Source organism: Streptomyces sp. NPDC052107, assembly GCF_040680215.1.
GTDB lineage: Bacteria > Actinomycetota > Actinomycetes > Streptomycetales > Streptomycetaceae > Streptomyces.
Window position 1 is genome coordinate 213,890 of record NZ_JBFAWG010000008.1, and the last position, 13,259, is coordinate 227,148.

Annotated in this window: 12 protein-coding genes; 7 read left to right on the plus strand and 5 right to left on the minus strand. The window is 65.6% G+C overall.

The genetic code is table 11. The features are described from left to right. The first annotated feature begins 18 nt into the window (after positions 1–18). Together AB0M27_RS11910 and AB0M27_RS11915 are read left to right on the plus strand one after the other, a co-directional pair. Positions 19–1,794, plus strand: coding sequence for a copper resistance protein CopC (locus tag AB0M27_RS11910; protein ID WP_365720522.1), 1,776 nt, complete (start codon positions 19–21; stop codon positions 1,792–1,794). 306 nt (positions 1,795–2,100) lie between these two features. Continuing rightward, on the plus strand, positions 2,101–3,291 hold the full coding sequence (locus AB0M27_RS11915; RefSeq protein ID WP_365720524.1) for a hypothetical protein: 1,191 nt from the start codon (positions 2,101–2,103) through the stop codon (positions 3,289–3,291). 590 nt (positions 3,292–3,881) lie between these two features. Here the strand turns inward: AB0M27_RS11915 and AB0M27_RS11920 are convergent. Further along, positions 3,882–4,103 (minus strand): hypothetical protein, encoded by a 222-nt coding sequence (locus AB0M27_RS11920; protein ID WP_365720526.1) that lies wholly within the window; start codon positions 4,101–4,103, stop codon positions 3,882–3,884. Between the two features lie 666 nt (positions 4,104–4,769). Between AB0M27_RS11920 and AB0M27_RS11925 the strand changes: the two genes are divergently transcribed. Further along, positions 4,770–5,447 (plus strand): GAP family protein, encoded by a 678-nt coding sequence (locus AB0M27_RS11925; protein ID WP_365720528.1) that lies wholly within the window; start codon positions 4,770–4,772, stop codon positions 5,445–5,447. A 591-nt stretch (positions 5,448–6,038) separates the two neighbouring features. After that, the gene (locus AB0M27_RS11930; RefSeq protein WP_365720530.1) at positions 6,039–6,230 is read left to right on the plus strand and encodes a hypothetical protein; all 192 of its coding nucleotides are present in this window, start codon (positions 6,039–6,041) and stop codon (positions 6,228–6,230) included. On the opposite strand, the gene AB0M27_RS11935 is transcribed toward AB0M27_RS11930, so the two are convergent. After that, on the minus strand, positions 6,205–6,669 hold the full coding sequence (locus AB0M27_RS11935; RefSeq protein ID WP_365720532.1) for a very short patch repair endonuclease: 465 nt from the start codon (positions 6,667–6,669) through the stop codon (positions 6,205–6,207). The two genes, AB0M27_RS11930 and AB0M27_RS11935, sit on opposite strands and share 26 nt — an antisense overlap. 89 nt (positions 6,670–6,758) lie before the next feature. On the opposite strand from AB0M27_RS11935, the gene dcm reads away from it, so the two are divergent. Next, the gene (dcm, locus tag AB0M27_RS11940) at positions 6,759–8,018 is read left to right on the plus strand and encodes a DNA (cytosine-5-)-methyltransferase (protein WP_365720534.1); all 1,260 of its coding nucleotides are present in this window, start codon (positions 6,759–6,761) and stop codon (positions 8,016–8,018) included. On the opposite strand, the gene AB0M27_RS11945 is transcribed toward dcm, so the two are convergent. Next, on the minus strand, positions 8,011–8,811 hold the full coding sequence (locus tag AB0M27_RS11945; protein ID WP_365720536.1) for an HNH endonuclease: 801 nt from the start codon (positions 8,809–8,811) through the stop codon (positions 8,011–8,013). The two genes, dcm and AB0M27_RS11945, sit on opposite strands and share 8 nt — an antisense overlap. A gap of 369 nt (positions 8,812–9,180) precedes the next feature. On the opposite strand from AB0M27_RS11945, the gene AB0M27_RS11950 reads away from it, so the two are divergent. Together AB0M27_RS11950 and AB0M27_RS11955 are read left to right on the plus strand one after the other, a co-directional pair. Continuing rightward, positions 9,181–10,389 (plus strand): DUF262 domain-containing protein, encoded by a 1,209-nt coding sequence (locus tag AB0M27_RS11950; RefSeq protein ID WP_365720538.1) that lies wholly within the window; start codon positions 9,181–9,183, stop codon positions 10,387–10,389. 22 nt (positions 10,390–10,411) lie between these two features. Then, positions 10,412–10,861 carry a HEPN domain-containing protein gene (locus tag AB0M27_RS11955; protein WP_365720540.1) on the plus strand — a complete coding sequence of 150 codons (450 nt, stop codon included), beginning with the start codon at positions 10,412–10,414 and terminating at the stop codon, positions 10,859–10,861. 831 nt (positions 10,862–11,692) lie between these two features. On the opposite strand, the gene AB0M27_RS11960 is transcribed toward AB0M27_RS11955, so the two are convergent. Beyond that, a complete protein-coding gene (locus AB0M27_RS11960) occupies positions 11,693–12,931 on the minus strand; it encodes a helix-turn-helix transcriptional regulator (RefSeq protein ID WP_365720542.1) in 1,239 nt (412 codons plus the stop codon). After that, a complete protein-coding gene (locus AB0M27_RS11965) occupies positions 12,928–13,248 on the minus strand; it encodes a putative quinol monooxygenase (RefSeq protein WP_365720544.1) in 321 nt (106 codons plus the stop codon). The genes AB0M27_RS11960 and AB0M27_RS11965 overlap by 4 nt, the downstream gene beginning before the upstream one ends. Positions 13,249–13,259: the final 11 nt, after the last annotated feature.

The following is a 13,259-nucleotide window of genomic DNA, read 5'->3' on the forward strand; positions in this document are numbered from 1 at the left end:
GGCAAGGGAGGGGACGAGGTGCAGCGCGACCGACACCGCCGGCCGAGGCGGCTGACCCTGCTCTGTGCGGGCCTCTTCCTCCTGCTGCTCGGCACGGCGGCCCCCGCGTCCGCCCACGCGGGCCTGCGCACGACCGACCCCGCCGACGGAACCCTCCTGCGCACGGCCCCCCGGCACCTCACCCTGACCTTCACCGAATCGGTCGGCCTGCTCACCGACACCTTCCGCGTCTACGACCCCACCAACCACCGGCTGCGCACCGGCCCCGCCGAGCACGCCCCCGGCCGCTCGGACACGGCCCGTGTCTCCCTGCCCGCCAAGCTCGCCACCGGCACCTACACGGTCGCCTGGCGGGTGGTGTCCGCGGACAGCCACCCGGTGTCCGGCGCGCTCACCTTCTCGGTCGGCACCCGCACGGCGACGACCGCGAGCCCGGCCCCCGACGACCCGGAGAACCCCGCCACGGCGGCCCTGTACAACATCGCCCGCTACCTCGCCTACCTCTGCCTGGCCCTCCTCCTCGGCACGGCGGCGTTCGTGGCGTACTGCCGTCCGCCGACGGCGGCACCGCTGCGCGTCCCCGCCCTGGCCGCCGCCTGGACCCTCCTCGCCACGACAGCCGCCCTGTACCTCCTGCGCGCCCCCTACGAGGAGGGCACAGCGCCCGCGCTCTCCCTGCGCTCCCTGACCCACACGGCCACGACCCGCCCCGGCGCCCTCCTGCTCGCCCGCCTGGCCCTGCTCCTCCTCGCGGCGGCCGCCGTCGCGCTGTTGCGGGCCCGCCGCAGAAGGCTCCCGCGCCGTACGACGCTCGCCGTGGCCGGGGCCGTCTCCGTCCCGCTCGCCCTGACCTGGACGGCGGCCGACCACGCCTCGGCGGGCATCCAGGTCCCCCTGGCCATCACCTCCGCCACGCTCCACCTGCTGGCCATGGGGACCTGGCTGGGCGGCCTGGCGGCCCTCCTGCGCACCTTGCCCCGTACCTCCCTCACCACCCTGGCCCGCTTCTCCCGCCTGGCCTTCGCCTCGGTGACGGTCCTGGTCGTGAGCGGCGTCTACCAGTCCTGGCGGGGCCTCGGCTCCTGGCAGGCGCTCACGGACACGACGTACGGCCGCACCTTGCTGGCCAAACTCGCGGCGGTCACCGCGCTCCTCCTGGCGGCGGCCTGCTCCCGCACCTGGACGACCCGCCTGACCCGGGAACCCCAGGTCGCCGTCGCCCGCATCCCCGAACCGGCCACGGTCCCCCCACGCCCGCTGCCCCCGGAACCGCCTACGCCGCCCCCACCCCCGCCCCCGCCCCCGCCCTTGCACACCCTGCGCCGCTCGGTGCTGGCGGAGGCGGCCGTCGGCGTGGTGGTGCTGGCCCTGACGACCCTGCTGACCAGCACGGTTCCCGGCCGCGCGGCCACCGGGGCGGCGCGGACCGGAACACCGACGACCGGCATCCCGACGGCGTCCGTCACCACGATCCCCTTCGACGTCGGCACCCCCGGCGGGCACGGCGAGGTCCAGATCACCCTGGACCCGGGCCGCGTCGGCCGCACCTCCGTCCAGGCGGTGGTCTACGGCCCCGACGGCGGCCTGTCCACGGTCCCCGAACTCCGGGTCACCCTCACCCTGCCCGCCCAGCACCTGGGCCCCCTCGACACCCGCATCACCGACCGCGGCGGCTACTGGTCCACCGACTCCTTCGACCTCCCCCTCCCGGGCACCTGGACGATGAAGGCGACGGTCCGCGTGTCGGAACTGGACCAGGTGACGGTGTCGGCACCGGTGCGGGTGACGCGGTAGGCAGAAGGCGCCGGGTCCCCCGCACGTGAGGGGTCCGCGGAGCAGATGCCGCGCTGAACGGCCGCATGGCGGCTGAGATGAGACCAAGCCGAAACGGCCGCTCGGCTACAGCCGAGCGCATGCCATGGATGCGGCATGGGCATGACGTATAGGCATTCTGGTCACCACAATGCGACGGGGGTGGGGAGAAGGTGGCTGAGTGTCCGGGCGAAAGGAGCTGGTGCTCCTCAGCCTCTTCCTGGGCGGTGGCTTCTTGCCGGCGCCACCGCTCGTGTCGTGCTCCTGCACGAGAGGCTGGGATTCAGCGTGGCCAACACCCGTGACATCGTGATGAACCTCGGAGATCCCTTCTACCCCTTGGCGCATGGCGACGCTGCCGCCCGACAGCTCAGTCCCACCGATGTTGTGGCACGGCTTCTCGCGTACACCCTGTTCGCGGAGCGAGTGCACGTGGCTACCCGGTACGTTCTCAGCGGTGGTGTCCTGTATGAGGCTTTACGTCTGGCACCTCAGTTGCTGGATACGGGCCTGGTGTCGGTCGACCGCTACGAAGGCGTCGACAGTTTCGAGGACCTGGCGCGCAATCACGGCGGCTATTCCTCCGATGCACTGCCTCGGGCCGTCTGGCTCGACGAACATGCCGCGGCCGTCCGCTCCTTCAGGCCCAGCAGCCAGGGCGCTGTGTTTCATGCGCTCATCATGGAGGACCTGGGTCCAGGAGGCGCCCTGCGATTACACATCCGCGGCGGACAGCGTGGCGCTGCGGCTGCCCGCCTCGACCGCATCCGCGAGCAGTACGCCACATGCCCCGCCGACATCCGTGAGCGACTCGTCGATGTCGCAGCCATCCACCTCCCCGCTCACACCACGCTGTTCCGCCGCTGGGCGGCCATGCGTTACTACCTGGTTCCGACGCTGTTCGATCCTCCGCATCTGATCCGTGAGTTGCCCAAGTCAGCGGTGTCCCTGGCAGGCCGAGCGGACGCTCCGGTGAACGGCCGCTGGACCGCTCCTCTGGACGCAGGCAGCCCCGTCGAACCGTTCCTCCACTATCTGGTTCAGGTTCCGGCGTTGGCCCGACACGACCATCCCGATGCGGCCCGACAAGTGATCGACACCGTACTCAGCGTCCGGGAAGGGCGGCGGGACGCACGGCTGTCCTTCTCCCGCACGCTCGACGACGCTTCCCCTGACGCAACCGACCTGCGTGATGTGCTTCGGCGTGAGATGGCCCGTCAACATCGCGTGACGGCACACTCGTCTCGCAGAGCGCGCTCGATGCAATGGATCGGGGTCGGTATCGGGCTGGGTTCGACGGCCGCAGGTCTCGGCATGTCGCCGGAGCTGTCTACGCTTCTGGGACTCGCCACGACCATCGCCCCTGCCGCCGTGGACGGCGTGATCGCCCACATCCAGGACCGTAAGCGCCCATGGGTGCTTGCCTATGAGGAGATCACCCAGGCTCTCTCGAAGCCGATGTTCCAACAGCCGACGTGAATGCGGTGGCGGGCAGGAAGGCGTCCTTCGTATCTCGATCCTGTTGACCGCGCGGTTGGCCCACGCGGTTCCGGTGGCAGAGGACATGGCGGGCCAGGATGCCGCGCAGGCCGAACTGGAGGGTGCCCGAGCGTGCCGGGCCGGCGGGAGCGCTCTCAGGGCCACCGGTCTGCCTGCGGCGAACTGCAGCCAGGACTGCGGCGACAACACGACGAGGGCCCCGACCAAGGACTGGTCGGGGCCCTCGGGGCGCGTACAGGGCCGTTCACCTGCGTTCATGGGTGGTCCGGCTACCGGGGAGACGGCCCGCGGCCAGGTGCCGGAGTCACCGTCATCTGGAGCTAGGCCGCCTCGGGCCGCGCCGCACGTATGCCCGAGGCGGGCTCCTGTGCGTCCCCGAGCGGCAAGGTCTCGTCTTCCCCGAAGTCAGGGGCCTGGAAGGGGTTGGTCGCCGGAGGCGGCGATGCCGCGGTGGAGTAGCGGGGTTGCCCTTCCGGGGCGGAAAACAGCGACGTCAGATCGATGAGGGGACTCTCTTTCGTTACAGGTCCCTGAAGGGGCCTGGTGTGCCGTGACCGGGCACAGCGGTCCTACAGCTTGGTCATCTTGGCGTAGGGGCTCAAGATCCGCACTTGCGCCGAGCCGAAGTCCACGAGCGCCGCGACTCCGTCCTCGATGCCGATCACTCGGCCGAGGCCGTACATGTCGTGGGTGACCTGGTCGCCCACGGCGAAGTGCTTGGGAGCCGGTGTGACCGGGGCCTTGAAGGGGCTGGTAGGCAGATGACGCTTCGGCGCAGCAGGCTTTGTCATGACTCAGTATGAGCGTACGTGGATCCCGTTTGCTGTGGCCGTCGGCACAGATCCGGACGGGAACAACCGCTCCATGCCGCTGACCTGGGGGTTCCGAGACCTGGTGAGACAAAAATGGAACCTCCCCCCTTCGCCCGTGGAGATCTTCCTGTCCCTCGGCGTGCCGCCTACGGCCGGCGCAACGCGCGGGCTGGTCGGCCGTCAGCCGGCCTCGTCGAGCGGGCTCTGGAACGTCTCCCGGACGGCCAACGCGACGTCATGGCTTGATCGCCCCACTCTCTGCCAGGCACGCACGGGCGTGCGCTGTCGGTGCGTGGCCAGTGCCGTACCGTCCGCCCGCAAGAAGGGCCCCAGCGACCGGTCACCACCACCGTGGGCACGGCCGGAGCGCGAACACGCGCTGAAGAAATCCGGCCTGCCCTCATTCGTCGCTGGCGACGGCTCGCGGCTGAGCGCAGGAAGGGCAGCGATCTCCTCCGGCTTGGTGTCCGGCTCGGTGGCCGCTCGGATCACAACTCCTTCGGCGCACGCAGCGCGCACGGGCAGCTGCGTCACGTAACGATGGACACGCCCCGTCTTCGGCCGCCAGAAGCCCGGCCTGCCGCTGACGAGCCAGAGCCGGCACCTCGTCGCCATCCGTCCGCCCCATACTCAACGGAGGCCACCTTGGGACACGCGGTCGGTGATGTGCTGGGCCTGGCAGCCGGTGTCGCCGTCAGTCCCCTGCCCATCGTGGCGATCATCCTCATCCTGGCGACGCCCCGCGGCCGTCTCAACGGCTTCCTCTTCGCCCTCGGCTGGGTCCTGGGCCTCGCCGTCCTGGGGGCGATCATGCTCGCCGTGGGAGGCTCAGGCAGCGCCTCCACCCACAAGCACCCGGCCACCTGGGTAGGAGCTCTCAAACTCGCCCTCGGCCTGCTCCTGGCTCTGTTGGGCGCCCGACAGTGGCGTCGGCGCCCCGCCGACCCCTCCCAGGCGCAGTTGCCGAAGTGGATGGCCGCGATCGACCGCTTCACCCCGCTCAAGATGCTCGGACTCGGGCTGGCGCTGTCGGCGGCCAACGCCAAGAACGCCCCGCTGACCATCGCCGCCGGTGCCTCCATCAGCTCAGCCGGAATCCCCCTTCCGCAACAGATCGGCGCCCTCGCCATCTTTGTGATCATCGCCTCGGTCGGCGTGCTCGCACCGCTGGCCGTCTACGTGCTCATGGGCGAACGGGCGAAAAGCATCCTCAGCAACTGGCGAGACTGGGCCACCCGCCACAACGTCGCCGTCATGGCGGTCCTCTTCTTCGTCCTCGGCCTCAAGTTGCTCGGCGACGGCATCAGCGTCGTCGCCTCTTGAGGGAAGACGTCATCGCGCACATGAGGACGCTGTGCGCCGCGACCGTCCTTCTGATCCTCGGCGTCCCGGACGTCGTGATCGACGCGATCACGGTTGGGAGCCGGGGGATCGGCACGGATGCGCGCTCGCTACACGCATGTGACGGGCGTCATGCTCCGGAAAGTCGTTCAGCGAGTCGGAGACGTCCTCTGGGCGCCGTCGGAAGCGGGTCGGGAAGACAACTGAGACGGAAACCCGAACGCCAGAGGGCCGGACCACTTTCATGGTCCGGCCCTCTGAGCTGGCGGAGGATACGAGATTCGAACTCGTGAGGGGTTGCCCCCAACACGCTTTCCAAGTGTGCTCGTCTTTCTCAGAAGGCCGTACGGAGCCGTTCACCTGCGTCTAGGTGGGCTCGTCGTCCTGAAGCTCAGCCTGCTTTGGTACTCGTCTGGACGGGGCGGTACGCCTGCGAATGAGACCAGAACTGAGACCAGGGCCGGGACCGGCTTTGTACGGCCGAGGAAACTGATCACAGTCGGCCTACTCCCCCTGACCTGCGCTGCCACCTGTTGCTTGCGACGGCCGCCGAGGCATAGGAGGCTCTGTTCCGTGCTCAGGGAACCTATCCAGCTGACGATCGCAGAAGACGGCTCCGTCGTTCTTCCCCTCGGGGTGCTCGCCGAGGCAGGGCTATCGCCTGGGAGCTCTGTGCTGGCCTACAGCAATGGCGACGGCCGGATCGTTCTGCGCAGGGAAGAGGACGCGGTACAGGACCTCATCGAGTTCGGGCGCCTCGACTAGCCGAGGTAGCGGCGTCGACAACCGCGATGATGCGCTGCACAGCCTCCTCAGGCGCCTCGTGCTCCCATACGCGGACAACGGTCCACCCCGCGGCTGTCAGGGCCTCGTCGGCGGCCCTGTCCCGGGTGACGTTGCGCTCTAGCTTCGGCCCCCAGTAGCCACCGTTCACGCCAGGCTGCCGACCATGCTCGGGGCAGCAGTGCCAGAAACACCCATCCACGAAGACAGCCACCTGGGCGCGCGTAAAGACGATGTCTGGCCGCGGCCGCGCACCCTCCAGCTGCAAGCGGACATCCACGCGGTACCGCTTCCCTGCAGCGTGTAGCAGGGAACGGATGGTTCGCTCCGGCTTGGTGTCCCGCCGCTTGATCGCGGCCATGTTGCGCGAGCGGCCGGGAGTCGGCGGCGTCGACGTTGCGGGGTCAATGTTGAGGGCCATCGCTTACACCGTAGCCAACGCTGTCAGACCCTCGGTGTTTGATGCGTCAGGATGGTAGACCTGTGCAATCACGACCTGGAGGTACGAGCGTGGCTGATCTGACGGCCGTGGAGATCTGCGCGGGCGCTGGCGGTCAGTCGCTCGGCCTGGAGCTGGCAGGGTTTGCGCATGCACTCGCCGTTGAGCTCGATGAGAACGCGGTGAACACGCTCAGGAAGAACCGCCCGGACTGGGACGTGCGGCACGGCGATGTCGCTGATGAGGGGATCTGGGACCCTAAGGAGATCCCGCCCGTTGACCTGCTCGCTGGCGGAGTTCCCTGCCCTCCGTTCTCTATTGCCGGCAAACAGCTCGGTGCGACTGACGAGCGGGATCTTTTTGCGTGGGCCGTTGAACTTGCCGGAAGGATGCAGCCGAGGGCTGTCCTCTTGGAGAACGTGCGAGGGCTTTCGATGCCGCGCTTCTCCGCATACCGCCAGCACGTGAAGGACCGACTGAAGGAACTCGGGTACTGGTCCGACTGGAAGCTCCTGCACGCTAATGACTACGGTGTACCGCAACTGCGTCCCCGTTTCGTCTTGGTTGCGCTTCGCAACGAAGATGCACCGTGGTTTGAGTGGCCCGAAAAAACGCCTTGCAAGGACACTGTCGGGACAGCGCTGTTTGACCTGATGGCAGAGAACGGCTGGCCGGGCGCTGAGACGTGGAGGGAAAAGGCGAACGACATTGCACCCACTATTGTGGGTGGTTCCAAGAAGCACGGCGGAGCCGATTTGGGTCCGACTCGTGCCAAGGCTGCTTGGCGCGTACTTGGTGTCGATGCTATGGGTGTCGCCAATGAGGCGCCGACCGAGTCAGACCCCGTGGACTTTCTGCCCAAGCTCACGACCGAAATGGTTGCACGCATCCAGGGCTGGGGACCTGACCCGGACTATGCCTGGGAATTCACAGGTCGCAAGACGACGAAATACCGACAGATCGGCAACGCCTTCCCCCCGCCGGTGGCTAGGGCGGTTGGTACGTCGATCGCTAATGCTTTGAACCGAAAGGGCCAGCCGAAGGAGCTGTCCGAGGTGGAGAATGAGGTCATGCATGACCGACTCTACCTGGCTTTGAAGAACGCGCCAGCTGCGCTGACAGAGAAAGAGCTAGTGAAGCTGGCCGGAGAGAAGATCGATTCCCCCACATTCGAGCGACGCATGGCCATGCTCGCGAGGGATTTCATGATCGACGAGGATGACCAGCTTGGCGGTCGTGCGTACCGGCTCGTGGGCTTCAAGGGGTTTATAGGCCAAGAAGGCCACGAGCGGCACGCACGATTCTCTGAGATGCGTTCCCAGATCAGCTAGTTTCGCCGACGCGCTTGGCGAGATGTTCGATCAGCGCCGCCCGGTCCCTGTGGGCTAGCCTGCGTGCACGATCGTAAGCCTGGTCCACCTTCGACCGGGGGCGCTCACCCTTCCGCATCCAATTGAGGAGTTCGCCTGCCTCTTTGCTGGTCAGCCGTTTCAGTCCGGCGAGAACTTCGTCGTACTGCTCTGGGTCAGGAACTTCGTCCCGCATCGTTTCGTTGCAGCGGGAGCATTCAACGCGCCAGTTTTCCATGTCGTCTTTGGCGCCCCGAGACCTAAGCCGTTCCTGGGGCACAAGGTGGCCGATAGTGAGCCTGACGGAAGCACCGTCTTCGGGGTAAGTGTCGTCCACGCCCAGACCGCAGACCCGGCAACGCGAGCCATCCCGGTCCATGACGAGTCTGCGGACACGAGCGCTAGGGGCGAACCGCTCGTATTTTGCCCGCTCGCTGTCGATCCAGAGTTTCCCACCCTTGACCTCAAGGCGGTACTCGTCATGGGCGAGAGTGGCGTCGTTCCGCTGAGAGGGAATGACCCAGTCACACTTCCGCAGTTCGCGCAGCCGACGGTTCAGATGCTCTGAGCTGTCGGCTATATCCGGTCCCAGAGCAGCACGCAGCTCGCGCATCGTGAACGTGTCGCCCACGTTTTTCTTGAACCACAGCCAGGCCGCCAAGCGCCGCTCTTGGCCGAACCGCTTGTTCTGTGTGCCGGGCTGGATGGAGAGCTCCCACCACGGAGTCCCGTCCGGTGCTGTCGATCCATCGTGCTCGCTGACGTCCGAAGGCATGCACGGGAGTATGGCCGGCCCAGTGGATCTTTGACCAGGGATCAGATAGATAGTCACTACCCGCTCCCGCGACACCATTTGGGCGATCAGCTCCGGAACGGGGTGGACGCGGGCACCTCGCCGACGGCAGCCGCTTCGACGTCGTCTAGGCGCGGCGGTGACAGGAGGGTGCTACGGCGGTCATACCGGTTGCTACACGGCCTAGATGGACGCTGGCGGAGGGGGCCGTCCAGCGGTCGCGACAAGCCGCTGCTGTTCAACTCGCCTCAGTCCATGGGGGGTCCAGAGCATTCTCTCCGCATCTGGCTCGTCTACGACGCTTCGTGCAGGTGCCTTGACCGATAGCCCTCGCTACAAGAAGGTTGCGCCATGACAGACAGCACTGGTCCCGTTACTGAGGCAGCACCTGACTTTGAGGACCCCGAGGAGAGCCACGTCAGCGCTGACTCGGACGTGGTTGACCCCGAGGCCGACGACATCGAGAGCGAACCGATCCGAGCAGAGGACGCGCTTAGGTACTTCGGAGCCGACTTTGATGTCGATGGTCTGGTGAAGCGACTGGACAACGGGACCTTTGTAATCCCTACCTTCGATCCTCTTGCTGAAGACGACATCGCGGGCTTTGAAGGTTTTCAGCGAGGACTCGTTTGGAAAAAAAAGCAGATGGATCGGTTCATCGAGTCGATCCTGCTTGGCTATCCAGTTCCGGGAATCTTCCTTGTAGAACTGAAGGATCGAAGGTATCTGGTACTCGACGGCCAGCAACGCCTAACGACACTTCAAGCTTTCAAGCACGGCAAATACCGATCCGCGCGCGGCTTCAGTAAATTCGCGCTGCGCTATGTCGGTAATGAATTCAAGGGTCACACGTATGAAAACCTTGAAGCTCCGGCTCAACGCTTGTTTGACAACACTTTCATTCAAGCCACTATTGTGGTACCTAAGGGGGCAGAAGGGAAGCGTGGCGTCTATTCTCTGTTTGAGAGGATAAACAGCGGGGGAACGAACCTCAAGCCGCAGCAGATCCGCGTTGCCCTATATGCCGGCGATACGGTCAACTTCGTTCGAGATCTGAACCAGGACCCGAACTGGAGGGAACTGTTCGGTAAGCACAATCGTGATTTGAAGGATCACGAACTCATCTTGCGAGCCATCTCCCTGATGCCGACGGCGCGGGGCTTTCAGGTCTTCCGGCCACCGATGGCGCGGTTCTTGAATGACTATCTCGAAGTGAATCAGGATCAACTCCCTCCGGACGTTGACGGTATTCGTGAGCGCTTCACGACCGCAACCCGGCTGCTCAGGGAAGCTCAAGGTAGCCAAGCGCTCCGCATAAGGGGGGCGCAGGTCAACGCAGCGCATACTGACGCGGTATTGGTCGGCCTTATGACAGCAATTGAAGGGGGACGCGAAGTCACGGTGGAGCGCGTCAACTCCGCCCTTGACGCCCTGCTGGCCAACGATAGGTACCGGTACGCTGTGTCTGAAAGTACCTCGCACAGCGAACAAGTGAGCGCGCGCATCAATCTCGCAGCCAAGGCATTCCGGGGGGAATCTCTTGCCGACGAACAAGACTAGCGCGCGAACACAGATCCTTTCGATGAAGTCGGACCTCGATGCCTCTTATAAGCGGTATCGGGAAGGCCTTCTGACAATGGAGATCTCTCTCCAGGAGGATTTCCATAAATATATGTGCATTCGCCTCTCCGGCTACCTGGAACAGCTAATGTTCGAGGCGATATCTGGTTACATTTCCAGTACCGTGAATGGAGCCGCGAAGAATTTTGCCATATCCTTCTTCAAGAAGTCGCCAAATCTCACGCCAGACGCTCTAGAGAAGCTTATAGCAAGATTTGGGGAACCCTGGGATACTGAACTCTCGGCCTTCCTGGATTCCGACGAGCGACGAAACTCGCTGGGACGCCTCTTGGGGGTTCGCAATAAGGTAGCTCATGGACAGAGCTATCGCGGCGGACAGCTAAATGTCGCTACCTACAAGAAGCTTGTGGATGACATCCACTCTTGGGTGGTTTCAAGAATGCTGGCTTAGCCCGCGTGTGACTCAGACGGAATCTAGGCGAGAGATAACAAGCTGAGGGCGGTGGAACGACTTTGGCCGGGAGCTGCTTTGGCGCGAGTGATCATGGCCCCGTAAGCTTCCGGCGCGTCGGGCAGTCTGTGGACCTGCCCGTTAAAGCACGACGTTGGGGCCATGATCTGCGAGGCTCGCGCCAAAGTGGCTGGCTAAAGTCGTGGAGCCGACCGCCCCAGCCACAGCGGGGTTTCCCCTTCTCATGCCGCGCCCGCCCTCCGGCCGATGGCCTGGTGTGGGATCAACGGGCCGCATGAACGCCCGTGCATCTGGCAGCGTTGGCCCGCATTCCGCCGGCACCACGATCCGGCCTCTTGCGGGAACACAAAGCGTCTCTGACCTGCACCGTTGGGGGATCACAGCTCGCCCCTGTGCCCGTGTTGGAATGTGGCCGCTGCGTGCGGCGACGGGCGGGCGGCGACGTGCGGCCGGTGGCGAAGACAAGTGAGGCGGCGCGGCGGCGACCGACCGGCGCCGCCGCGCTTGGCGCGGCCCCTCGGGTCTTGATCCGATCTACTGGTGTAGGCAACCGGGTGGAAAGGGGTGCGCGGTGGCCTCGGAAGTGGGGCGTTTGGGGTCTAGCTGCTGTTGCGTCTTTCCATTCCTGAGGCCGGATCGTGGTGGCGGTGGTGTGCGGGCCGGGAGCGGCCAATGATGTGCTTGGGCGGAATGTGCGGTGGTCGGGTTGGCGATGATCGATGAGCACCGTTGGTCACCGGGCGAGCGAGCGCAGCGAGCCTTGATGATGTAGGGAAACTTCCACCGCGCGGGGCTTCGGGCGTTGACCGCCTAGATGACGGCGCTTCGCTCGGCCAAGTTGCGCAGCGGTTCGGGGATGCGAGGGTCCGAGAGCTGGATCAGGTCGCGGATGACCTCGCGGGCCAAGTGGTGGTCGTGAATCTGCTCGGGCGCCAGAGCCTCGGCCTCCATGAGTGCGGCTGTGGCCTCGCCGACGTGTCGCCGCTGCGCGTGTGCTCGCGCCACGTCAAGCAGGAAACGTGACTGCCGTTCGGGCGAAAGACCCGTTGCGTCAACGTGCTGGGCCACCTCTAGGGCAAGCCCCGCGTCTCCCAACTCCACTGCCGTACTTACAGCGTGGATCTCGACGTTCGTCGGCCCGAACTCCGTGTCGAAGTCATTGCGGTCCCCGCCCAACCGCGCTGCGATTCCGCGCGCTCGGTCGATGTGCTCATGAGTCCGTCCTCGGTTGCCCTCCCTCGCGTTGATCACTGCAAGGACGAGGTTCATGGCACCGAAGAGTGACAGCTCTTCCGGCGGGCAAGCCGGGGCCTCTGTCCTCGGGCCCATGACGGCTACAGCGGATTGCGCTGCCTGCTCGGCCTGGTCCATGTGCTGCTGCCGCATGAAGGCGTGTGCCATACGGAAGAGACTGGCCACGACTTCCAACGGCTGTCCGGCGAGTTCGGCTGCCTGTAGTGCTCGGTCGGCCGCGATCCATGCCGCATCCGCCTGATCTTGTCGGGTGAAACTCGCCGCGGCCACCTGGTACGCCTTGGCACGTAGGGCGTGGAGTTCTGTGCGTTCGCTTGCTGGCGCGTGGCGTACAGCGGCCTCGATGCTCGGGAGGAGCTTGGCGAGATGATCGCTCAATGCCGCGTAGCTCGATGCGTGAACGAGCGTCCACGCCTCGTCTACTTGCTGACGGAAGTCGGCAAGCGATGGAGCAGGTTCGGCCGGGGGCTGCTGGAAGAGGCTGCCTAGCGCGGGGTGACCGGTAAGGGCTACTCGTAGACCGTCTAGATCGTTGCTTCTTGCCTGCTTCTCTGGCTCGGCTTCCACCGCCGGGGCGGTGGCGTCCGGCCGTAGATCGCGCACGGGCACGTTGAGTGCATCGGCGAGGGCTTGAAGGACTGACAGCCGTTCGACGGGCTGTACGCCTCTTTCGACCTGTGACACCCAGCTCTCGGAGCGTGCCATCGCGACGGCAAGGTCACTTTGCGACATGCCCGCGGCGCGGCGCAGCTCCTTCACCCTCTGGCCGACGGTCTTGGTCTCGGAACTGGTCACTTCTGTGTCCCGGTGGGGTACTTGCCGGCATACGGCTGAAGGCGATCAACCTCGGTCTTCTTCACGTACTTGGACCGCTCGGCCAGGAAGTGACGCGTGTGCGGCTGACGCTCGTGCTCCTCGAAGGCGGCGCGATCGGCGTACAGCTCGAAGAAGATCCGCTCATTAGGTGCGCCCTCGACCTCATGGCACGCATAGACCAGCGTGCCGGGCTCGTGCGCCCGGATCCCCGCGGTGGTCTCTCGGATCAGTGCGTCGAACGCCTCGCCTGCCCCATCGTGCAGTGTGAAGCGAACAAAAAGCCCATAGGTGCCCATCCCGGCCTCCT